The organism is Undibacterium sp. Di24W (assembly GCF_049340325.1).
Lineage (GTDB): Bacteria > Pseudomonadota > Gammaproteobacteria > Burkholderiales > Burkholderiaceae_D > Undibacterium.
In genome coordinates this window covers 301075-321614 of sequence record NZ_JBMPOP010000001.1, presented here as the reverse complement: position 1 = coordinate 321614, position 20540 = coordinate 301075, and the positions used below count along the sequence as shown (strand labels likewise).

22 protein-coding genes are annotated in these 20540 nt (G+C 47.9%); 12 read left to right on the top strand and 10 right to left on the bottom strand.

Going from position 1 to position 20540, the window contains the following annotated elements:
* The first annotated feature begins 458 nt into the window (after positions 1–458).
* The 8 genes from ACO0KZ_RS01290 (at position 459) to ACO0KZ_RS01255 (ending at position 6510) form a co-directional block, all read left to right on the top strand.
* Positions 459–1334: an urease accessory protein UreD gene (locus tag ACO0KZ_RS01290; RefSeq protein WP_422991946.1), complete on the top strand. Its 876-nt coding sequence runs from the start codon at positions 459–461 to the stop codon at positions 1332–1334.
* Between the two features lie 164 nt (positions 1335–1498).
* Positions 1499–1801, top strand: coding sequence for an urease subunit gamma (locus ACO0KZ_RS01285; protein ID WP_422991944.1), 303 nt, complete (start codon positions 1499–1501; stop codon positions 1799–1801).
* 22 nt (positions 1802–1823) lie between these two features.
* A complete protein-coding gene (locus ACO0KZ_RS01280) occupies positions 1824–2132 on the top strand; it encodes an urease subunit beta (protein WP_422991942.1) in 309 nt (102 codons plus the stop codon).
* On the top strand, positions 2129–3829 hold the full coding sequence (gene ureC, locus ACO0KZ_RS01275) for an urease subunit alpha (protein WP_422991940.1): 1701 nt from the start codon (positions 2129–2131) through the stop codon (positions 3827–3829). The genes ACO0KZ_RS01280 and ureC overlap by 4 nt, the downstream gene beginning before the upstream one ends.
* 33 nt (positions 3830–3862) lie before the next feature.
* Entirely contained in the window at positions 3863–4387 is a 525-nt protein-coding gene (gene ureE / locus ACO0KZ_RS01270) for an urease accessory protein UreE (RefSeq protein WP_422991938.1), read from the top strand.
* Positions 4388–4399: 12 nt separating this feature from the next.
* On the top strand, positions 4400–5080 hold the full coding sequence (locus tag ACO0KZ_RS01265; RefSeq protein ID WP_422992756.1) for an urease accessory protein UreF: 681 nt from the start codon (positions 4400–4402) through the stop codon (positions 5078–5080).
* A 60-nt stretch (positions 5081–5140) separates the two neighbouring features.
* On the top strand, positions 5141–5833 hold the full coding sequence (ureG, locus tag ACO0KZ_RS01260; protein ID WP_422991936.1) for an urease accessory protein UreG: 693 nt from the start codon (positions 5141–5143) through the stop codon (positions 5831–5833).
* Between the two features lie 68 nt (positions 5834–5901).
* A complete protein-coding gene (locus tag ACO0KZ_RS01255; RefSeq protein WP_422991934.1) occupies positions 5902–6510 on the top strand; it encodes a HupE/UreJ family protein in 609 nt (202 codons plus the stop codon).
* 231 nt (positions 6511–6741) lie between these two features.
* Here the strand turns inward: ACO0KZ_RS01255 and ACO0KZ_RS01250 are convergent, their stop codons facing one another.
* The 4 genes from ACO0KZ_RS01250 to ACO0KZ_RS01235 all read right to left on the bottom strand — a co-directional run bounded on the left by ACO0KZ_RS01250 (position 6742) and on the right by ACO0KZ_RS01235 (position 10763).
* Positions 6742–7389 (bottom strand): hypothetical protein, encoded by a 648-nt coding sequence (locus ACO0KZ_RS01250; RefSeq protein ID WP_422991932.1) that lies wholly within the window; start codon positions 7387–7389, stop codon positions 6742–6744.
* A gap of 1 nt (position 7390) precedes the next feature.
* Entirely contained in the window at positions 7391–7831 is a 441-nt protein-coding gene (locus tag ACO0KZ_RS01245) for a hypothetical protein (RefSeq protein WP_422991930.1), read from the bottom strand.
* Between the two features lie 135 nt (positions 7832–7966).
* Complete coding sequence (locus tag ACO0KZ_RS01240; RefSeq protein ID WP_422991928.1) at positions 7967–9370, bottom strand: GDSL-type esterase/lipase family protein; 1404 nt, start codon at positions 9368–9370, stop codon at positions 7967–7969.
* Positions 9371–9848: 478 nt separating this feature from the next.
* The gene (locus ACO0KZ_RS01235) at positions 9849–10763 is read right to left on the bottom strand and encodes a LysR family transcriptional regulator (RefSeq protein WP_422991926.1); all 915 of its coding nucleotides are present in this window, start codon (positions 10761–10763) and stop codon (positions 9849–9851) included.
* A gap of 133 nt (positions 10764–10896) precedes the next feature.
* Here ACO0KZ_RS01235 and ACO0KZ_RS01230 point away from each other — a divergent pair, with 133 nt between their 5' ends.
* A complete protein-coding gene (locus tag ACO0KZ_RS01230; protein WP_422991924.1) occupies positions 10897–11931 on the top strand; it encodes an NADP-dependent oxidoreductase in 1035 nt (344 codons plus the stop codon).
* Positions 11928–12647, top strand: coding sequence for a hypothetical protein (locus ACO0KZ_RS01225; RefSeq protein ID WP_422991922.1), 720 nt, complete (start codon positions 11928–11930; stop codon positions 12645–12647). Before ACO0KZ_RS01230 ends, ACO0KZ_RS01225 begins: the two co-directional genes overlap by 4 nt.
* A 190-nt stretch (positions 12648–12837) precedes the next feature.
* Here ACO0KZ_RS01225 and ggt read toward each other — a convergent pair whose 3' ends face one another.
* From ggt to ACO0KZ_RS01210, 3 genes are all read right to left on the bottom strand, one after another.
* Positions 12838–14535 (bottom strand): gamma-glutamyltransferase, encoded by a 1698-nt coding sequence (gene ggt, locus ACO0KZ_RS01220; protein ID WP_422991920.1) that lies wholly within the window; start codon positions 14533–14535, stop codon positions 12838–12840.
* Positions 14536–14715: 180 nt separating this feature from the next.
* Positions 14716–15000: a hypothetical protein gene (locus ACO0KZ_RS01215; protein ID WP_422991918.1), complete on the bottom strand. Its 285-nt coding sequence runs from the start codon at positions 14998–15000 to the stop codon at positions 14716–14718.
* Positions 15001–15436: 436 nt separating this feature from the next.
* Positions 15437–16096 carry a peroxiredoxin gene (locus tag ACO0KZ_RS01210; protein WP_422991916.1) on the bottom strand — a complete coding sequence of 220 codons (660 nt, stop codon included), beginning with the start codon at positions 16094–16096 and terminating at the stop codon, positions 15437–15439.
* Positions 16097–16519: 423 nt separating this feature from the next.
* Between ACO0KZ_RS01210 and ACO0KZ_RS01205 the strand changes: the two genes are divergently transcribed.
* Both ACO0KZ_RS01205 and ACO0KZ_RS01200 read left to right on the top strand, forming a co-directional pair.
* Complete coding sequence (locus tag ACO0KZ_RS01205) at positions 16520–17845, top strand: BPSS1187 family protein (protein ID WP_422991914.1); 1326 nt, start codon at positions 16520–16522, stop codon at positions 17843–17845.
* Between the two features lie 215 nt (positions 17846–18060).
* A complete protein-coding gene (locus ACO0KZ_RS01200; protein WP_422991912.1) occupies positions 18061–18819 on the top strand; it encodes a substrate-binding periplasmic protein in 759 nt (252 codons plus the stop codon).
* A 200-nt stretch (positions 18820–19019) separates the two neighbouring features.
* Here the strand turns inward: ACO0KZ_RS01200 and ACO0KZ_RS01195 are convergent, their stop codons facing one another.
* From ACO0KZ_RS01195 to ACO0KZ_RS01185, 3 genes are all read right to left on the bottom strand, one after another.
* A complete protein-coding gene (locus ACO0KZ_RS01195) occupies positions 19020–19205 on the bottom strand; it encodes a hypothetical protein (RefSeq protein ID WP_422991910.1) in 186 nt (61 codons plus the stop codon).
* Entirely contained in the window at positions 19181–19756 is a 576-nt protein-coding gene (locus ACO0KZ_RS01190; RefSeq protein ID WP_422991908.1) for a zeta toxin family protein, read from the bottom strand. Before ACO0KZ_RS01190 ends, ACO0KZ_RS01195 begins: the two co-directional genes overlap by 25 nt.
* 128 nt (positions 19757–19884) lie before the next feature.
* Positions 19885–20511 carry a hypothetical protein gene (locus ACO0KZ_RS01185; RefSeq protein WP_422991906.1) on the bottom strand — a complete coding sequence of 209 codons (627 nt, stop codon included), beginning with the start codon at positions 20509–20511 and terminating at the stop codon, positions 19885–19887.
* Between the last annotated feature and the right edge of the window lie 29 nt (positions 20512–20540).

Below are 20540 nucleotides of genomic sequence, written 5' to 3'. Positions count from 1 at the left end.
GATTATTTAGATGTGTCGAGCGTTCATCGCTTGAAGCATTTACATATCGCTATTTTGAAAGTGAATAAGCCGGTGGTCGAAAACAAGCCACACTTCAGGGAAGTTGTAGACACTCATTAATCCTTTTGAACTGACGCGCGTGGTCAAGTTTGGACGGGTACCGGTTCGATTAATTGAGTGCTAAGGACTAAAAGGCGTGCCACATGTTTTCTATCACTTATGCACATTAAAGGTGTCGCGCAATGTTTTAGTGCGATCGTGTTCGAAAAAGGTGCAAAACTCGATTTCTTGCACTCTTTGAAGGCAGAATTTTTGGCTGTACTTTTAAATAAGAATCCGTGTGTCGCATTTCCGCATGAGTGCTCCTTAAAGCCGTAAATACGCCTTCCAAAAAATTAGCTGAAATGAGATTTTTGGCGCTATAGTGGTGGCAAGACAGAACTCAAGACCACGAATAAATGCCTTTCCAATCCCGTAATGAGACTAGCTTCACCGCACATGTAACAGCAGCTTGTGAAGCCAGACTGAAGCTTGGGTTCACGTTAGATGAGGATGTAACCCGCCTAACTGAGCGCCAGCATTTTGGCCCATTACGTGTTCAAAAACCACTTTATCCCGAAGATAAGAAGATCTGTCATGCCATTATTGTCCATCCCCCTGGAGGTATTTTGGGTGGCGATATTTTACGTACCGAAGTAGGCGTCTCTACGGGTGCACAGGCTTTGATCAGTACGCCCGGCGCAGCCAAATGGTATAAGGCGAATGGCAAACTTTCTCAGCAAGTCTTACGTTTGGAAGTGGGTGCAAGTGCCAGTTTGGAGTGGCTGCCGCAAGAGACAATTTTTTTCGATTGCGCTGAAGTCCTTCTCAAACAAGAGATAGTTTTGGCAAGCGATGCATCGCTCATTTTTTGCGATATTTTCTGCTTTGGTCGTACTGCCTCCAATGAACAATTTAATGCAGGCAAAGTTAGGCAAGTGACCACTATCCATCGCGACGGAAAGTTGATCTGGTTTGAACAAGGTCAGTTATCAGGCGGTAGTTCGATGATGGCAAGTCAGGTTGGTTTGGCGGACGCCAGCGTTACCGCGAGCCTACTCGCTGTCGGCGGCAGCATCAGCCAAAATCATATCAATGCACTTAGAGAGGCAGCTGCCGCGCAATTATCGCCGGGTGAACAATTTGGTGCAACGGTGGTAAAAGGCGTTACGGTGGTGCGCTATCTTGGCGATTCCAGCGAACAAGCCAGACGTTTGATGCTCTTGGCCTGGCAGTTTTTACGCCCAGTCGTCATCGGTCGCGATGCGATTCCCTTACGCGTCTGGAATACCTAGAATCAACTTCCCCAAAAATCTAAGCGCTTTCTAACTGGCACAGGACTTGCTAATCAGTTGCTATTCAGTTGCAATTTAGCTGGTATGCAGCGACGTAGCGAAATTCTACTTTTTGAACTCGCCCAACTGGCTGCTCAACAAAGCAAGATTATCTAGGCGAGTCCATGGAATTAACACCGCGTGAACGCGACAAATTATTAATTTTCACCGCTAGTCTATTGGCAGAGCGGCGCAAAGCGCGCGGCTTGAAACTTAACCACCCAGAAGCGGTGGCTCTGATTTCCGCTGCGATCATGGAGGGCGCACGCGATGGAAAAACGGTGGCTGAGTTGATGTTTGAGGGCACCAGAATTTTAACGCGTGCCGATGTTATGCCAGGCATCGCCGAAATGATTCCAGATATCCAAGTGGAAGCGACTTTTCCTGATGGCACCAAACTGGTGACCGTGCACCATCCTATTCCATGAATTGTTTACTTCAGGTGCATCTATGATCCCAGGCGAAATGCTGATCGAAACAGGCGATATCGAATTGAATGTCGGACGTGTTAGCGTCACGATCAAAGTCGCAAATAGTGGAGATAGACCGATACAAGTCGGTTCCCATTTTCACTTCTTTGAAACCAATCCCGCCTTGCAATTTGAGAGGCAAGTAGCCTACGGTATGCGCCTCAACATTGCTGCTGGTACTGCAGTGCGTTTTGAGCCGGGGCAAACACGCACCATAGAATTGGTGGCACTCGCCGGCAAACGGCGCGTGTTTGGATTTAATGGTTTGGTGATGGGAGATTTGGAATGAGTAAAATTTCCCGGCAAGCCTATGCGGAAATGTATGGCCCAACCAAAGGCGATCGAATACGCCTGGCCGATACCGAGCTATTCATCGAAGTCGAAGCGGATTACGCTTTTTACGGTGAAGAGGTGAAATTCGGTGGCGGTAAAGTCATACGCGATGGGATGGGGCAGTCGCAGGCCTTGCATGATGAGGTGATGGACACGGTGATTACCAATGCTGTTATTCTCGATCATTGGGGCATCATCAAAGCGGATATCGGTTTAAAAAATGGCTTGATCGCCGCGATTGGTAAAGCGGGCAATCCTGATATTCAATCCGGTGTCAGTATGGTGATAGGCGCAGCGACAGAAATCATTGCCGGTGAAGGAATGATCGTGACTGCCGGCGGCATCGATTCGCATATTCACTTTATTTGTCCGCAGCAAATCGAAGAAGCACTCATGAGCGGCGTGACCACCATGTTAGGCGGCGGTACCGGGCCGGCCGTTGGAACGGCTGCTACAACTTGCACACCAGGTCCCTGGCATATCCATGCGATGTTGATGGCGGCGGATGCCTTTCCTATGAATTTGGGATTTCTGGGCAAGGGTAATGTGAGCTTGCCCGGGCCAATCGAAGAGCAAATTAAGGCTGGTGCAATCGGTTTAAAGCTGCATGAAGACTGGGGCACAACACCAGCTGCGATTGACAATTGTTTGTCGGTGGCGGAGCGCTATGATGTGCAGGTGGCGATCCACAGCGATACGCTCAATGAAGCAGGTTTTCTGGAACATACCTTAGCAGCATTTAAGGATCGCACTATCCATACCTTCCACACTGAAGGCGCAGGGGGCGGCCATGCCCCCGACATTATCGCTGCAGTGGGTGAAAGCAATGTCCTGCCTTCATCGACTAATCCAACACGACCCTATACGGTCAATACCTTGGATGAACATCTCGATATGCTGATGGTGTGTCATCATCTCGATCCAGCCATTGTCGAAGACGTCGCATTCGCCGAATCGCGCATCCGTCGCGAAACGATCGCCGCTGAAGATATCTTGCACGACCTTGGCGCGATTTCTATGATGTCTTCCGATTCGCAAGCCATGGGACGCGTCGGCGAAGTCATCATGCGAACCTGGCAGACAGCGCACAAGATGAAAATGCAACGCGGAACTTTGGCTGAAGACAATGTGCGCCACGACAATTTTCGCGCCAAACGTTACATCGCCAAGTACACGATTAATCCCGCCATCACCCACGGCATTTCGCATGTAGTGGGATCGATAGAAGTCGGCAAAATTGCTGATCTCGTGCTTTGGAAACCAGCGTTTTTTGGTGTGAAGCCGAGCATGATCCTAAAAGGTGGCATGATCACCGCAGCGCAAATGGGTGATCCAAATGCCTCAATTCCCACACCGCAGCCTGTCTATTCGAGAATGATGTTTGGTGCTTTTGGTGGTGGCCTTAAAAAGTCGTTCACCTTCGTTTCGCAGGCAGCATTCGACGCTGGTATTGGGGAGCAGTTGCAACTGCAAAAAACCGTCATTGCGGTAAAGAATACGCGCAATATCCGCAAGTCCGACATGATCCATAACGCTGCCACACCCAAGATGGAAGTCGATCCAGAAACTTATGAAGTCCGGGCAGATGGCGAATTGCTGACCTGTGAACCTGCCAAGGTATTGCCGATGGCGCAGCGTTACTTTTTATTTTAATCCAACACAAGTGCTTCAATTACATCAAACACTATGCTTACCCTGAATACAAAAATTGATACGCATCCGAGTATAGAAATTGCGGCACAATTGATTCTGCCCTTTGAGTTAAGAGAAAAGAGTCGATTGCGCGTCACCATGACTAATGGTGAAGAAGTTGGCGTCTATACCGTTCGCGGCACCGTGATGCGGGACGGTGATTTGATGCAGGGTGATGATGGCCGCGTGGTGCAAATTATTGCTGCACCGGAGCCAACCTATCGTGTTGAGTGTGCCAATCCCTTCGCTTTGTTACGTTGTGCATTTCATCTCGGTAACCGCCACACGCAGGCACAAGTTGGTGATGGTTTTTTACGCATACGTCAAGACCCCGTGCTGAGAGACATGCTACAAGGATTGGGTGCCAATGTCATCGAAGAGCTAGCAAGCTTTGAACCGGAATCTGGCGCGTATGGCGGTGGCCATCATCATGCTGGCGATTCGCATCCCCATCATCCTTTAGCCCCGATTCCCTTGCGTCAACGTATACATCGCCCATCAGACACACAAGCACAATAAGCCCAATAATTGATGCAGACCGCGGCCTTACTTCATTTATTGCAATTAGCAAGCCCGTCCTTGCCAATTGGCGCCTATAGTTATTCGCAAGGCCTAGAAGCTGCGATAGAACGTGGCACTGTCACGAACGAACTAACGGCACGTAGTTGGATCGTTAGTAATCTGCAAGAAGTTGCCGCCTATTTTGAGGCGCCGGTCTTATGGCGTTTGATGCAGGCCTTTGCACAACGCGATTTTGCTACCGTGAGTAAATGGACTGATATTTTTTTAGCGGGGCGTGATACCGCAGAGTTTCGCGCAGAAACGATACAGATGGGCTATTCATTGGGCAAGCTCATCGCCGAATTGAAGATCGCAGATAGTGGTTTGTTGGCAGGGATGCAGTCACACACTGATTTACCTTATCCAACTGCCTTGGCATGTGCGGCGGTCGCTTTAAACATACCACACGAAGCGGTGATCCACGCCAGCCTATTTTCTTGGGTAGAAAATCAGGTGCTAGTGTGTGTGAAGTCCGTGCCCTTGGGGCAAGTCTCAGGGCAGCGCCTATTACTGTCTTTGCGCGCTGAGATTGAAGATGCCGCAAGGCTGGCAATGCGCTTAGAAGACGACGATTTGTCGAACTGGGCACCCGGTTTATCGCTGCTGTCTATGCAACATGAAGTGCAATTTCACAGGCTGTATCGATCTTAATGAGCACTCTGGCGTGTGTAAGGTGTTTTTAATTTTTTGAAGAATTTGAGAGAAAGTAACATGAACAATTCGTCGCAACGAGCAGATATCAATAGTGACCAAAGCGCCGCATTGACGCTGAATTCAACGCCGACTGTTAACTTGAAGGAACCACTACGAGTAGGTATCGGCGGACCAGTCGGCTCAGGCAAAACCGCATTATGTGAAGTGCTGTGTAAGCGCATGCGCGATCGCTACGATATGGCGGTGATTACCAATGACATCTACACCAAAGAAGACATGGAAATTTTATTGCGTGCCAATGCTTTGCCAGCAGAACGCTTGATGGGGGTAGAAACCGGCGGTTGTCCACACACAGCCATTCGTGAGGATGCCTCCATCAACTTGGAGGCCATTGCCCGCATGTCGGCGGATTTCCCCAATCTAGATTTGATCTTGCTTGAGTCCGGTGGGGATAACTTAGCCGCGACCTTTAGCCCGGAGCTGTCCGATCTCACCATTTACGTGATCGATGTTGCCGGTGGCGAGAAAATTCCGCGTAAAGGTGGACCAGGCATCACGCGTTCCGATTTGCTGATCATCAATAAAATAGATCTCGCACCGCATGTGGGCGCCAATCTCGATGTGATGGCGAGCGATGCAAAACGCATGCGTGGCGCCCGACCATTCGTTATGACCAATTTACGAAGTGGAGAGGGTGTTGAAGCAGTCATCGATTTCATCCGCGTACAAGGTCTGCTGGATAAGGCTTAATCAGGGCTCAGTCAAAATTTTTTATTTTAGGTAATGGTATTTATTTGAACTTTTTTTAGGGGAATAATATGCAGCGTTTTGGAAGTAAGACTGTCGGGCTTCTGATTTTTTTGTTTGGCGTTGTTCTCATGCTCAGCTTTCCGTCATTTGCCGTGGCACACGATGGCATAGCCCAAACACATTCAGGATTTGCTGCGGGATTTCTCCATCCATTGACGGGCTTTGATCATCTATTGATGTTATTCGCCGTTGGTTTTTGGTTGCGCCAAAATATAAGTCGCAACCCGACCAGCTTAGGCTTGGTGTTTTTATGCGCGATACAAGTGGGTGCGGTGTTGGCGGTAAGTGGTTTTGTTACGACTAAGGTAGAAACGGAAATTGCCCTGAGTTTGGCAATTGCTGGTGCACTTCTAGCTTTTGCCATTCAATTGCATCGTATCGTCGCGCTTGCTTTACTCGCAGTATTTGGCATCGTTCATGGCGCGGCACACGGTTTAGAATTGCCACAAGATGCAAGCGCGTATCTTTACCAAATCGGTTTGCTAGGTTCTAGCGCTTTAATACTAGTATTCGGCTTATTGCTCGCGACAACCGTGAAAGCCCATCAAGGTGTAGCGAGAACTTTAGCCTTCATCCTTACGGCCAGTGCTTGCGCAATGTTCGGCTTAGGTGTCTAGATACTTATGTAGAGCTGGCGGTACGCCACGCTTTTTATCGACTAGCTATATTCTGTACACGGCAGCGGATTTTGTTTGGGTCCAAATAGGAGTGCCATTTCGATATATCAGACTTTTGGGTGCTGTGATTGGACAATAGGGGAAAATGCCATCCCAGCCTTTCGTCTGTAGCCGCGTGTTGTGATTGAGCAGGTTTGCATTTACCCTTTTGTGATAAGGGCGACTGGCATTCTACAAACGCTTTTTGAACTTTTGGTAGTAATAAAGTGCTCCCCAAAAGGCAAATGGGCTTGCGACTAGAAACTCTATACTCAGCTTGAAGGATTCACTTCTGCTTGGATCAAGTTTTATCCAACCCAAAAGTCCCCCAAATCCTTCTATCAGAAACAAAATTGAAAATAGCAAACTCATCAGGGCCCAAAAGGCATGGACCCAGGCACCGCCGCCCACGGGCGTATATGTCGCAGGAAAAGGCTTGGCGCTCTTGTCTGTGTCCGCTTCAACTAAGGCATCTGCCACATTTATGGCCTTTTTTAGAACAACTTCCCATTCACCCGGCCTTACTTTCTTTTTAGGGGAAACTAAATAGATATGTTGCTTGTCCGCCGAAATTTGAAAATCGACAAGGGGTTGGGTAATGCGTGGATGGCTGATTTTTTTTTGATGAGCGAGAATAAAAAAAGTAGAGACAGCGGTTCTTTGATCGCCCGCTAAAAGTCCCAATTCATCATGCTGCATATCGATAATGATAAAGGGATAGTCTTCCCTCTCTCCCTCAATGATAGCGAGAGGTTTGCAATTTTCCAGATCCAACAAATCCCAAAGTGGCGATGTAAATTTGTTGAGATATTCTTTGGACGGCGCAATTTTTGTTGCCATATTATTTTTTCATAAAATCTTGAAGATCTTTTTCATCTTTGTTGGTTTTTTTTGTTTTAATGTAGGCAAAAGGAAAAGAGATAAGTGCTAGGGTAGTTACGAAGATCGATGGTTTTCCATACCCAAGGAAGAAAACGCCGAATGCTACTAGTAAAAGGCAGACACGAGTACTAGGGGCTTTGACGAAATGGAAGATCCAACCAAAAAACGCGCCCGCAATGCCAAGTGCTACACAGAATACAAAGGGTATGACTATCCAAATGACCATGATTCCAACACCATTTTGCAGATTAGGGTCGCTATGATACAAGTGCTCCGAAGCCCAAATTGCATATAAAAGTGCCGCTACGAAAGCCCATGCAGCCCAAAATGGATCTTTATTTATTTTCATGAATCTATTACCAGTTAACTGAATAGATGAATATGTTTTTTTCATCGACATGTTACGGTGAGCTCGCTAACTATAAAGGTAGCACGGGCGCACCAATATTTTCTGCGAGGAAGAGCGATGTACCACAATCATAACAATGATGTTTGAAAAAAGACGGTAGCCAGAGCCCTCATCTTCTAAGCAAATCTATTTCGCGATCTTGTCGAGTATAGGAGTAAGAGCGTCGCTCCATATTTCGTAGCCCTTGGGTGAGAGGTGCAGCTTATCAGGCATGATAGTGGAATCCAGTTGACCGTTGGGTGCGAGCTTGTGGCCGATATCGAACCAAATAACAGATTGCCCATCTGCGAGCGCTTTTAGAAGTAAGTTCGCTTTTCGGTTGATCGCATCCGCCGGATTGGTGCGCGGGAAAATCGCGGTGAGAATGGTTTTTGAATCCGGAGAAGCTTGACGCAGTGAATTCAAAATAGCGTTTACGCCGTCGCGGATGTCCTCAGGGCTTTCTGTCAGCGTGCGGTGTCCCGCATTGTTGGTACCGATCAGCAAGACAAACGCTTTTGGTTTGAGTGTGTTGCTCGCCAAGTTGTCACCTTTTGTCAGGCGCCATAGTATATTTTCAGTGGTGTCAGCGCTGATGCCGAGATTCACCGCATTGTACTTTGACACAAAGTCGGCCCAACGCACTTTACCTTCCTGCTCCCATCCCTGTGTGATGCTGTCGCCAATGAAAACAACTTGAGCGGTGTTAGCCTTGGCTTTGGCGATAGCAGCGATAGACTTGTTACGCTGCGCCCACCAATCATAGCTTTCCTTGGATACTGGCGAGGTCGAGAACTGCACTGATTTCACGAGCTGGTCGATGACCGGTGCAAGCTGGTCCGCGATTACAGTATATCCTGCGGCATTGGGATGTAGACCATCACGGAAAAGACGTGTCGCAGGCAAAGATGGTTTGCCTGGCTCCGCGAGGATTTTACTGAGGTCTAAGAAATATACTCCGGTGCTAGTTCTGGCAAGCTCAGCGTAGCGTCGGTTCGTATCAGCGATGCTGTCTGCGAGCTTTGCTTCATGACGTGGAAAGATGCCCAATAACAGAATTTTCGCCATGGGCTGTTTTGCGCGTACCGCAGCGAGCAGCGCCCTCATAGCACGCTCGCAGGTTTCGGCGTCATCACCATGGTGACCAAGATTGTTTGTGCCTATGCTGATGACAATCAGCTTAGGTAAGATCTCATCGAGTTCGCCATTATGAACTCGCCAAAGTGCGTTTTCTATATAGTCAAAGCCATAGCCCAAGTTCGTCACCACGCGCCCGCCAGTTGTCTTTTGCCAAGAGGTCGCATCAGTGGGCCGATATGAAGCCGGCTCACCACTCCAGAAGTGTGTGATGCTATCGCCAAGAAAAACGATTTCAGGTTTTATTGTCTTGTTGCGAGCAATGATTTGAGCATGTCGCTCCATCCAGGTGACGTCACCGTACACCTCACGTTGCTGAGTGACGGGAATGACGGATGACTGAACTTGCTCTGTCGCTGCAGAATTGCTTTGTGAGCTGCTGACCACAGCCGCTTCAACGAAGGTGCTGAGCATGGCATTCGTCAAAATGGCGCAGATAGACGAAAGTACAAATTTGAGATGTCGCATAATGTAGAAAAAGAGAATGGGTATTAAGCTTCGTGTAGTGGAGTGTTTGGGCAATTTGCTGGAGGTGTACGAGCTTTAAATTGCTTACATTAGATGAAATTGTATCATCGCTATTTTAGCTTCCATTGTAAATTTTATTTAATATTTATCATGGAAGCGAGTAGCTTAAAGCGCATATTTTATAGACTGGTAGGAAGCAGAAGAAAGTGATGAAGTGCTGGGGTAAGTCTTTATTTGAAAGTTCATCGGTCACCAAAGAGCAGTAAGGCTCACAGGTAAGTAATGCAAATCAGAAGAATGCCCGGAACTTGGCCAAACGATATACATACGTATCTGGTTCGGCAACTTGACTACCCCGGTGCTAGTCGGTGACCTCATCGGTTAATTGTGATCGCTTGCTGAAGCTTTACTTTGACCGCTGTGCTCAATCCATAGTGAATAGACTTACCAGTTTATTTTGCCATCCACTGGCGACGCTGGGACGCCAAACTAGCCAGCATTGTTCGACGCATTCGTAGTTGCAATCCGTGACATGCAAACGTACTAGGCTTGGATCGTTTAGGGCGAAGTCTGGCAGATAGGCGAGTGCCTGACCCGAGCGAACTAGACTCATCAATAGTTGTAAATCATCGAGCCAGAATCGGATTTTGCGTGGCAGTTGATCATCACGCCATCCGTCGGAGCGTGTGCCTCGATCTATGCCGCAAAACAGGGAGCGGTCGGGGCAGGCAAAATCGTAATTGAGAATTTGCGCGGTATTGGACTTGAATTTGCGCATGGTGGGTTTGGCATCGATCATTGTCTTCACGAGTGGGTGTCGAGTGCCCGCAGCTAAGTGCATCGTCAAATTTCCAATCGCCACGGCTTCTAGACCTAGAGGCAGCGAAGTGTTAATCGCAGCTTGGGTTACTAGAGCGAAATCGGCTGCGCCCTTGCTCAATGCACTAAGGGCGGCGTCTTCGAATTGCGAAACGAAGGCGATGCCGCTGCCAGGATAGTGTTTCTGAAGTAGTTCGGAAAATGTCGCTCCATAGCGCCATTGTAAGATGGCAGGACCGACAATGCGACAGTGCAGATGTTGACGCTCGCCGCGAAATTCAGCTTGTGTTTGATCGGCAAGTGCCACTAGTTGCTCGGCACGTTCACGTAGATGTTCCCCCTGGCTATTGAGTCTCAAACTCTTACCAATACGATCAAAGAGCGGCGTGTTGAGCGCCGTTTCTAATCGCTTTATCGCCTTGGACAAAGCGGATGGACTTTGATAAAGCTCAGCTGCCGCGTTACGCAAGTTGGCATAGCGCGCGATGACTAAGAATGAGCGTAGGTCGTCGATCTCCATTGCATGCTCCCTCTCGATTGCTCTTGATTATTTGATGCCTATAAGTGCACAGTTAGGTATTTTAAGTTGCTTGGTGGGATATAGCAATGTGATTACACTATCGCTTCATCATGATTAGACTTAAGAGGAATACATGGTAAATATACGAGACGTGCTTAATCAACAATGGATTTACACGAGCCATCCGGATGGCATAGTGGGACCCGAACATTATGCGTTGCGCGAAGAGGTGCTCGATACCACGCTATCCTCAGGTGAAGTTTTGGTGGCGGCCAAATACATCAGTGTCGACCCCTATATGCGGATCAATCAATCGCGAAAACCTACTTTTAATGAACAGCCGCATGCGCTCAACACGGTGCAGACAGCTGGGGTAGTCGGAGAAGTTCTAGCGTCGGGTGTGCCTCATCTGCAGGCAGGTGATATGGTTGAAGGCATATTAGGTTGGCAGACTCACGCACGAGTACATCACACTACATTGCGTAAATTAGATACCAAGATTGCGCCAGCTAGCTCGGCACTCGGTGTGTTAGGCATGCCGGGGCGAACGGCATGGTTTGGCTTAACCGAAGCGGGTAGGCCCCATGCAGGCGAAGTCGTTGTTGTCTCCGGCGCGGCCGGAGCTGTCGGGTCTTTGGTTGGTCAATTTGCGAAGCGTCATGGTTGCAAGGTACTTGGCATAGCCGGAGGTGCGGAAAAATGTGCATGGCTGCTGGACAGACTTGGGTTTGATTGGGCAGTGGACTACAAATCGCATTCTTCGGCCGACTCGCTTGCCACAGAAATCAAGTCATTAGTTGGCGGCGTTGACGTTTATTTTGACAATGTAGGCGGCATGGTTAGTGATGCGGTAATTCCCTTAATTAATCGTCGTGCTCGTATCGTCATTTGTGGCAGCATTAGTCAATATTCTGAAGGCCTGGATGATGTGAAAATGGGACCACGTTTTCTGCATCACATGCTGTATCAACGTGCAACCATACAAGGTATTTTGGCGCGAGATTACCTACATCGCATGGATGAAATGCTGGCTCTGGTCGGGCCTATGGTGAGTGCAGGTGAAATCGTGTTTGAGGAGACCGTGGTGCACGGTTTCGATCAATTGCCATCTGCGCTCAATAGTTTATTTACGGGCGGTCACCGTGGAAAATTGTTGGTGAAGATATGAGATTGAAATGCTTTCATTTGAATCTCACCAGTAAGCTGTGGTTCGTATTGTTACTTTTCTTTTCTATCTCCGCAGGTGCACAGCAAACAACCAGCTCGATGACAAAGTCGATGAGTTTTGGTAAACACGGCATGGTTGTATTTGGTGGCCTTGAAGGTTTATACGCGTCGCACATGCCGATGTTTCATGTGCCACATGACTATCAGGTGCTGATTCGTTTTCATGTGGTAGATCCTAAAGTTGATCAGCAGCTACGCCAGCGGTTGTCTCGTAAGCCAACGCTTTGGTCACTTGATCCGGAGGATTTTGAACTGTCACGTCTTGGACCTGAGCATCCGCAAGCCTTACAGCAATTTACAGCAGTTTTTTTCGAGGGACATTTTGAACGTGATGGCAAAGCGCGTTATGCAAAGCAGATCGTGGTGATTGATGAAGTTCTCATGTTTCGACAGCTCTCGATGCAAGAGCGTAATCACACCGACGGGCACTATCGTGTGATAGGTCATGGACATGAGCGATTCCTGATTAAGGAAATAGACAGGCGTCCGGACTTTGACGTTATTATTGCGTTGGGTAAGAAAGCTAAGCGATTGCAGAGTAAGGTTCTTGTTTTGCCAAGCGATAAGATGAATATACCGAGCGCGCTTCTGTCTTTGTTTGCAGAGCAAAGTGGCCAGGTTAGGGTTTTATATTTTGAAACAGGTGATCTTCAATAACGATCGCATTGAGGAGTGACTTGTGGAATCGCAGTAGAGGTATGACCTCAACGTGCCCACGCCTTGCTCTTGAAAAAAAGGTGAATATCGCCGATTTCTACGTGTTCTTTGAAGCGAGGATAAGGAATAGTGCCAGCGCAGATGCCCAACCTAAGACCCATCTGCGCCTGCTAATACATTAAGATTTGAGTTATTTCCCAGCCGCTCCACCATCTGCTGGCCGACGGTCGACACCGCCTTCAAGTAGATTCTCTTTCGCATTCAATATGATCACTTCGGCAGCACCTTGATTGCCACCTTCCACCACGTTATGTCCCATCGATTTTAATAACTTGATGGTGTCTGCAGAGAAGCCGTAACGTTCAATAGTCAAGGTATCCGGCAACCATTGGTGATGCATGCGACCAGCATCAACTGCTTCTTGCGCGTTCATACCAAAATCAATCACGTTCAGGATGGTGGTGAGTACGGTATTGATGATCGTCTTCCCACCAGGTGAGCCTGTCACCATAAACAATTGGCCATCTTTGGTGATGATGGTCGGCGCCATGCTCGATAACATGCGCTTGCCGGGTACGGCGAGGTTGGGTTTGGTGCCGATCTGGCCACGCTCAGTCGTCAAACCTGGGCCTGCATTGAAATCGCCCATTTCATTATTCAATAAAAATCCTGTGCCTGGCGCCACGATGCGCGAGCCGTAGCCGTATTCCAAGGTATAGGTCAAAGAGACTGCGTTACGCTGCGCATCGACCACTGAAAGGTGCGTGGTTTCTAGCGATTCTGCCGGCCAGGTAAACGATGTTGGTGTTGATTTCGACGCCTTAGCGGGGTTAATGGTCTTGCGCAGGTTGGTCGCATACTCTTTCGATGTTAAGCGGGCGATAGGAATGTCGCTGACAAAATCAGGGTCACCCAGATGCTGCGCTCTGTCTGCAAAAGCACGACGCATTGCCTCGGTAATCAGATGTTGATTCTTGGCAGAACCATAGCCATTGGCTTTTAGATCATAGCCTTCCAGCAGATTGAGCATCTGGACCAGTGCGACACCGCCCGAGCTGGGTGGTGCCATCCCGATAATGTCAAAGCCACGATAACTTCCTTTAATCACATCGCGCTTCTTGGCTTGATAGGCTTTTAGATCTTCGCGTGTGATGAGACCGCCATTGGCCTTCATGTCTTGTTCGATTAAGAGCGCGGTTTCACCCTCGTAAAAACCAGCAGGGCCTTGCTCGGCAATGCGCAGTAAGCTGCGCGCAAGATCGGCTTGTTTGAGCGTTTCGCCTGCTTGATAAGGCTGTCCATTTTTAGAAAATTGCGCCAGCGTTGCCGGGTATTTTTTAAAAGAGGGCAATACTCTTTCTAAGGAACGCGCCAAGCCATGCGAGACTTCAAAACCATCACGCGCCAAGATGACGGCAGGCATGACCAGTTCCTTCCATGGCTTGGAGCCTTGCTCTTTCCATGCCATATACAAGCCCGCAACTGTGCCGGGCACGCCGACGGAACGATGGCTGTTGTGATGCAGATCGAAATCGTATTTGCCGTCTTTCAGCCACATCTCGGGAGATGATCCGCTAGGTGCCGCCTCACGAAAATCATACGAGACAGCTGCCCCGCTAGTCGGACGGTACACGATAAAACCACCACCGCCGATATTACCCGCCGTAGGATGCGTCACCGCCAGCGCGAACGCAGTGGCTATCGCCGCATCCATCGCATTACCGCCATTTTTGATGATCTGAAACCCGGCTTCTGAGGCAATATCGCTTTGCGACACTACCATTCCTAACTTGGCACGAGATGGCGCGGATCCAGCGTGTGTGGCTGGTGTTACAAGCACGAGTAAAGAAACGGTGGAAACAAGAACGAGAAGCTGACGGCGTATCATGAAACATCTCCAGAAAGAGGGGAACTTAACGCGTAAATCGAATTAGTAGAACGGTGAAAAACTCACTATCGCGCGGAATAGGTTCAACTATACCTTTTTTATGTCCTGATCATGAAAACTCCGTGAGGAATTTTGGTTTGATGCTTAACGATAGTCGTCGATAGCATTAACGAATTCTTATCACGATGGCTGAAGTGCAGCCCTTACCAATGGCAGCGTTTTTTCAGCGTGAGCTACCGCCGCATTCAAAAACGAGATCAACGTATCAGGAATTAAAGGATTTATTGATTTTCGTCTGATTAACTCTTCATTAAGATGAACAATCTCTTCGCAAATTTTAATCGTTCGATTTAAATGCAATATTCCTTTTTCAGCATCGTTGGCAATCGTGTTAATTTGCTGATTGATCCTTGCTATTTCAGAATAAATTGATGTGGTAGACAAAGCTGCGGTCGCGATGTTCAAAGCAGCGCCTATGTCCGATGCTAACGTGGTCAATGCGTGTTGAGCTTCAAAGACGGCGTTTGAATTGTGTGCGTTACCGAGCGCATTCATGAGGGAACTCCTTTGGTGTCGCCCGTGGACGTTGGGTTTTGAATGAGACGTTGAATTTCGGATGTCTTGCGTATTTTAGAATTTCAATATTCGGCAACATTTATGGCGATGTTGGAATGCTATAACGGACACAGCTCTTGTGCTAGTTAGTATGCCGCTAGTGTGCTATTGCGCCAAAAATTATGTGGACACTTATACTGAAGGGTTTAATAGCGAAGCGCATTACACCGTTTCTGAATGATCCCATTCGGCGCAATACGCTTCGCTAATGACGCCCTATAAAAAGATTGCGCCGTACCGAGTCAAGACGCAGCGGTCTTATACTTGACACAGCAAGATAGCGTAATTATTTTGGCTGTTTGGTCAAACGCAAATACGGTTTCAATGCTTTCCAACCCTCGGCAAACAAAGCTTTTGCTTCCTCGTCAGATACCGATGGAACGATAATCACGTCATCGCCATTTTTCCAATTGACTGGTGTTGCCACTTTGTGTTTCGAGGTCAATTGCATGGAATCGAGCACACGCAAGATCTCATCAAAATTACGACCTGTGGTCATAGGATAAGTCAGCATTAATTTAATTTTTTTGTCTGGACCAATGATGAACACAGAACGCACAGTCGCATTGGTTGCAGCGGTACGACCTTCTGAGGAGCCAGCTTCATCAGCCGGCAGCATATTGTAAAGCTTCGCCACGGCCAAATCGCTATCACCTATCATAGGATAATGCACTGCATAGCCTTGCGTTTCTTCGATGTCCTTCAACCACAGTTCGTGATTGCCGACTGGGTCAACACTCAAGCCGATCAACTTACAATTGCGCTTAGTAAACTCTGGCTCTAACTTAGCCATGTAACCCAATTCGGTGGTACACACTGGCGTAAAATCTTTTGGGTGCGAAAACAAAATCGCCCAAGAATCGCCTATCCAGTTATGAAACTGAATCGTGCCTTGCGTTGTTTGTGCGGTGAAATCCGGTGCGACATCATTGATGCGTAAAGACATACGTTTCTCCTTAAATAATTTATCGGCGACAAATTGATTACAAAGCGTGTTTTACTGCGCAAACGCTAAGACTTTCATTCTACTTTTATTCAGTAAATAGGTGAAACTAAATGAACTAGGCTTGAAATCCGTCAAATGCGCTAGGTTGTTCCTCATTGCTGAAATGTAAGGTCCACCCTCAGACTTTTCCGTGCTTTTATGTTTTTTAGTTGATGCTAACCCTATATCTACTTTTTTTGGGCAAATTTGATTCATAGCACCCAGTGTGCAACATTGATTGACACACGTCACCTGTCCTGCCAACATCAAACAAATTGGGTCTTTTTTTAAAGAGCCGAGTAACGATGCAGAATCTTGTTGAACTTTGCAGCCTGTTACCGCATAAGGAGATAGAGAATGAACTTTCTTTGTAGACTCTTGCCAATGACACATTCCCCATTCTTGGCTACTTCGTTAGTGCTTTTTTTGGTAGCCTGTGGTGGCAGTGGCGGGGCGACCAATCAAGGCGGGATGCCGATTCAGTCCACGCCTCCAAGCTTCACATCTCAGCCGACGGGGGTGACTGTCTCTGTCGGGTCTGTGGCAATGTTTTCGGTAACGGCGGCTGGCAGTGCGCCCTTGAGTTATCAATGGCAGATGCGCAAAGACACCGAGACTACCTGGTCTTCCGCGCCTGGCTCTGCACAATCTGCAAATTACGTAACGCAAGCTACGGCTGTTAAGGACAATGGATACTTCTATCGTGTTCAGGTTTCAAATTCGGCGGGCACTGCAACCAGTGATGCCGCGCTTCTGACGGTAATTGCCGCTTTACCGTCGGTGGAACGTCAAGTCAACGCGACCCTCACCGATAGTAATATCACAGCGATTCCAAGTACAGTTGAAGCTCCCCACCTTGCGATTAACCCATCTGCTTCGGTAAATCAACGGGGTAAATTACTCGTATTCCTGCCCGGCACACAGGGCAGGCCGAGCCAGTATAGCTACATCCTTCGTGCTGGCGCTGCCCGCGGCTTTCATGCCTTGGGTTTGAACTACGCGAATCAGACGGCCATGGGCACATTGTGCCAATTTAGCGCCGATCCAGATTGCTATTGGAACGCACGCAACGTCGTCATCTTTGGGAATGGCACGCCAGTCAACGGGCAGAGTGCTGTGACACCAGCCGACTCCCTCGTAAACCGACTAAACAAATTGCTGAACTGGCTTAATAACGCCAACCCTTCAGAGGGCTGGAGCCAATTTCTGCTGTCGAATAAAAATGTCGATTGGAGCAAGGTCGTCCTTGCGGGGCATTCCCAAGGAGGTGGTCATGTTGGCATACTTGCTAAAACAGTTTCTTTAAGTCGTGCGATTTATTTTTCCTCACCGGAGGACTGGAACGAATCGTCAAATCGTCCGGCCAGTTGGACAGCGTCGAAGCCGAACGTCACGCCAGCAAACTTGCAATACGGTTTTGGGTCGGGTAGTGACACCTTAGTTCCCAATGCCCATGCCTTTGCGCACTGGGATAACCTCGGATTGACCAAACCAGCATCCGGGCCAGTTTTGGTTGATGGAGTCAGCCAACCGTTCTCCAATTCGCATCAACTTTATACATTATTGCCCTTTAATCCAAGCAGCTTAGCACTTACACTGGCACTCAAGAATCACGGCATCTCGGTCGTAGACGCCTCCACGCCGCTGGACGGAAACGGCAAGCCGCTCTTTGATACCAATGGTGTTTGGGAATACCTTTGCTTTCAGTAGTACCACTGTTTGGTTTTAGTGGGGTAGCATCGGTTTTTAAATGATGCTTCCCTCTTTAATTCATGGCAAGACTTGCCCCATTCTCCCTGCAATAACGGATCAATGTAGGATGTCAGGATAGCGCCATTAGATCAAAGTGTGAATGAGCGCTTGGATTGTCAGTCAAGTATTTTTGCACTAAGATAGCTCTACCGATTCGGAGAACTGGAGATGCGATGCGCTGGTTTCTTATAAAGACAGTTGTGGTATTTCTCGGACTGCTCCCGCTCTACCATCTGGCTGCGGCCCAAGCCTTAGAGCCCTTAAGGCTTATGTACTACGAACGCCGGCCTTTCAATTACACGGACAACGGTGGCAATGTCGTTGGTCTCACAGCTGAGCCAGCGGCCAAGATCTTTGCAGTGGCCGGGATTCCATTCACCTGGCAGGTACGCTCTGCAAATGCTATCCTGGATGCACTACAGAACAACACAGCGGCCATTTGCTCTCCGGGCTGGTACTACAGTGCGGAGCGTGCCAGCTACGCGCAGTTCACTCAGCCCATCTACCGCGATAAACCGCTGGTGGGCCTGGCAAATGTGAACTTCAAATATCAAATGGGAACCACCGCAAAAGACCTGCTTGGGCGTTCAGATGTTCGACTCATGATCAAGCAGAATTTTCTGCACGGCCCGTACCTCGACAACCTCATTGCCAAAATGCCGGTCACACAGTTGATTTTAGAGGCTGCGGAAGTGTCGGACATCGTGAGACTGATTCACCTGGGTCGGGCAGATTTGTCTCTAGTGACCCAAGAAGAAGTCGAGCTGTACGTGGCCAATGCACATCTCAAAATGACCGATTTCAAGATCCTCAAGTTCATGGACATTCCCGCAACTGAAATGCGCTACATTATGTGCAGTAAAAAAGTGCCTCCCGCCACCATCGACGCATTGAATGCGGCGATTGCAAAAACAGTACAGTTGAGCCGTTAGAAACCACGGTGCTTTGTAGACGTGTAAAAGCTTGACGATGTTTTCATCTAACTCAGAGCAATTTTGATGTGTACGGCGTATTCCGAATCAAATGCGAATCAAATGGGTCAGCTTTGGTTTTTTATCGATGCTGACCAAGACTGTTTATTTATGGCTTGATGTTGGAATGGCAGGAGCGACTCGTTACTTAGTTGCATCCTCTACTTAGCCTTGTATTCCTCTGACGATTCCTGTATCGAAGACGTTGTTATCAAACCCAATTTGCGAGCTTTCTCAACCGCTTCGACGACCGCTTGTTTCACCACCTTTTTGAGCATAGCAGTATCACGTAATTTCTTCGTGATGGTGTCAGGTGTCGATGCTAGATTGTTTGGATTTTGTTCCATGATGCTTCCTCGAAAACAGTTACAGTTTGATTGTCTACGCCTTCGGCGACTAATAGGGGATTGGCCACTTCAGAATTGTCGAAGACGCTCCATTCTTTGGTAAGTGGCAAATACAAATCGCGGAAATTTTGTATGCTGCGCACGTAACGCCGTTCGATCACGTCACTGGGTATGTGATGCCCACCCATCTTTACTCGTAATGCAACCCGTTCTCTCGCCAGAGCGGCGCTATTGAGCCAAACAAAACATAGACCGACATGGTAACCCTGTGCTTTAAGTCTCTTTAAAAACACAGAAAAAGTGCGGCTAGATAGATTCGATTCAAACGCAAAGCTTCGACCGGACGCCGCCAACTCATCAAGCCGACGCAACATAATACGACCCGCCTCAAACGCAGCACCCTCAGGATTAAACGCCGACAATCCTGCCGCGATTTGATCGGCGTTCACAAAATCAGGCACCGCCAAATAATCACGCAAAACCATGGGCGCGATGGTGGATTTACCTGCACCATTGGGACCTCCGATGACGATGACGTGGGGTTGCGACATGGGTTTGTGATTTCCGTTTAGATGATTATTTGTGGCTTTATCTTTTCGTTAAAATTTATGGAAATGTTGGAATGTTGGAACTGCCCCCGTTCGTGCCCGCCTTACGGCCTTGTTATTTCATTTTTCTTCTATCGACTAGCAGGTAAATATCCCGAAAGCAAGATTAACAATGAAATCGAAGAAATTACGATTTTCGCTGCCGTGGAAAATTTTCCGAGGAATTTATCGTCCAGAAAATGAATTAAAAACCAAAATACATAAACTGTAATAGTGGCGAATAAGAGATATCCGGCAATGAAAGTTAAGGCGAGGATGTCAGATTTTCCGAATGCCGTCTTACTTTGTATTGCCGCGTTGATGACAATGAGGGGGAAGGCGCCGAGCGAAACTGCGAATAATTCGTATATTAAGGTTGTTGCAGGTAGAAAAATGTACTTGCGAATTAAGTCAGGAAATACTGCACCATAAAAAACTACGCCGACTGTACAGAAACAGATGGCGAACCCAACTAACTTCCAATCTGGTACAGCCAATTCATGTGACATTTTTTCGAATACTTCTAAAGCAATATTGTTGCCAGGAAGATTCGTTAGCCCGTATATCAAAACTGCTAAAGAAAGTGCAAAGCCCTTGCCGATTTGTTTTTTAAAGTCAGTGCAGAATTTCCTGCGTCGCCTTTCGAGAGAGGAAAACAGTTCAAGATTTTCAGACCGCCATTTTTCGCAAAAAGAGAGAAGTTGAGAGATTTTAATCATGGGAAGAGACTAAAGTTGTTTGGTAAAGA

Coding starts and splice junctions, on each gene's coding strand:
- ACO0KZ_RS01235 (WP_422991926.1), bottom strand. CDS start 10,763: ATGGAGATCGACGACCTACGCTCATTCTTAGTCATCGCGCGCTATGCC.
- ureC (WP_422991940.1), top strand. CDS start 2,129: ATGAGTAAAATTTCCCGGCAAGCCTATGCGGAAATGTATGGCCCAACC.
- ACO0KZ_RS01195 (WP_422991910.1), bottom strand. CDS start 19,205: ATGGAACAAAATCCAAACAATCTAGCATCGACACCTGACACCATCACG.
- ggt (WP_422991920.1), bottom strand. CDS start 14,535: ATGATACGCCGTCAGCTTCTCGTTCTTGTTTCCACCGTTTCTTTACTC.
- ureE (WP_422991938.1), top strand. CDS start 3,863: ATGCTTACCCTGAATACAAAAATTGATACGCATCCGAGTATAGAAATT.
- ACO0KZ_RS01185 (WP_422991906.1), bottom strand. CDS start 20,511: ATGATTAAAATCTCTCAACTTCTCTCTTTTTGCGAAAAATGGCGGTCT.
- ACO0KZ_RS01200 (WP_422991912.1), top strand. CDS start 18,061: ATGCGCTGGTTTCTTATAAAGACAGTTGTGGTATTTCTCGGACTGCTC.
- ACO0KZ_RS01190 (WP_422991908.1), bottom strand. CDS start 19,756: ATGTCGCAACCCCACGTCATCGTCATCGGAGGTCCCAATGGTGCAGGT.
- ACO0KZ_RS01210 (WP_422991916.1), bottom strand. CDS start 16,096: ATGTCTTTACGCATCAATGATGTCGCACCGGATTTCACCGCACAAACA.
- ACO0KZ_RS01240 (WP_422991928.1), bottom strand. CDS start 9,370: ATGCTCAGCACCTTCGTTGAAGCGGCTGTGGTCAGCAGCTCACAAAGC.
- ACO0KZ_RS01285 (WP_422991944.1), top strand. CDS start 1,499: ATGGAATTAACACCGCGTGAACGCGACAAATTATTAATTTTCACCGCT.
- ACO0KZ_RS01250 (WP_422991932.1), bottom strand. CDS start 7,389: ATGGCAACAAAAATTGCGCCGTCCAAAGAATATCTCAACAAATTTACA.
- ACO0KZ_RS01265 (WP_422992756.1), top strand. CDS start 4,400: ATGCAGACCGCGGCCTTACTTCATTTATTGCAATTAGCAAGCCCGTCC.
- ACO0KZ_RS01290 (WP_422991946.1), top strand. CDS start 459: ATGCCTTTCCAATCCCGTAATGAGACTAGCTTCACCGCACATGTAACA.
- ACO0KZ_RS01255 (WP_422991934.1), top strand. CDS start 5,902: ATGCAGCGTTTTGGAAGTAAGACTGTCGGGCTTCTGATTTTTTTGTTT.
- ACO0KZ_RS01225 (WP_422991922.1), top strand. CDS start 11,928: ATGAGATTGAAATGCTTTCATTTGAATCTCACCAGTAAGCTGTGGTTC.
- ACO0KZ_RS01245 (WP_422991930.1), bottom strand. CDS start 7,831: ATGTCGATGAAAAAAACATATTCATCTATTCAGTTAACTGGTAATAGA.
- ACO0KZ_RS01205 (WP_422991914.1), top strand. CDS start 16,520: ATGACACATTCCCCATTCTTGGCTACTTCGTTAGTGCTTTTTTTGGTA.
- ureG (WP_422991936.1), top strand. CDS start 5,141: ATGAACAATTCGTCGCAACGAGCAGATATCAATAGTGACCAAAGCGCC.
- ACO0KZ_RS01230 (WP_422991924.1), top strand. CDS start 10,897: ATGGTAAATATACGAGACGTGCTTAATCAACAATGGATTTACACGAGC.
- ACO0KZ_RS01280 (WP_422991942.1), top strand. CDS start 1,824: ATGATCCCAGGCGAAATGCTGATCGAAACAGGCGATATCGAATTGAAT.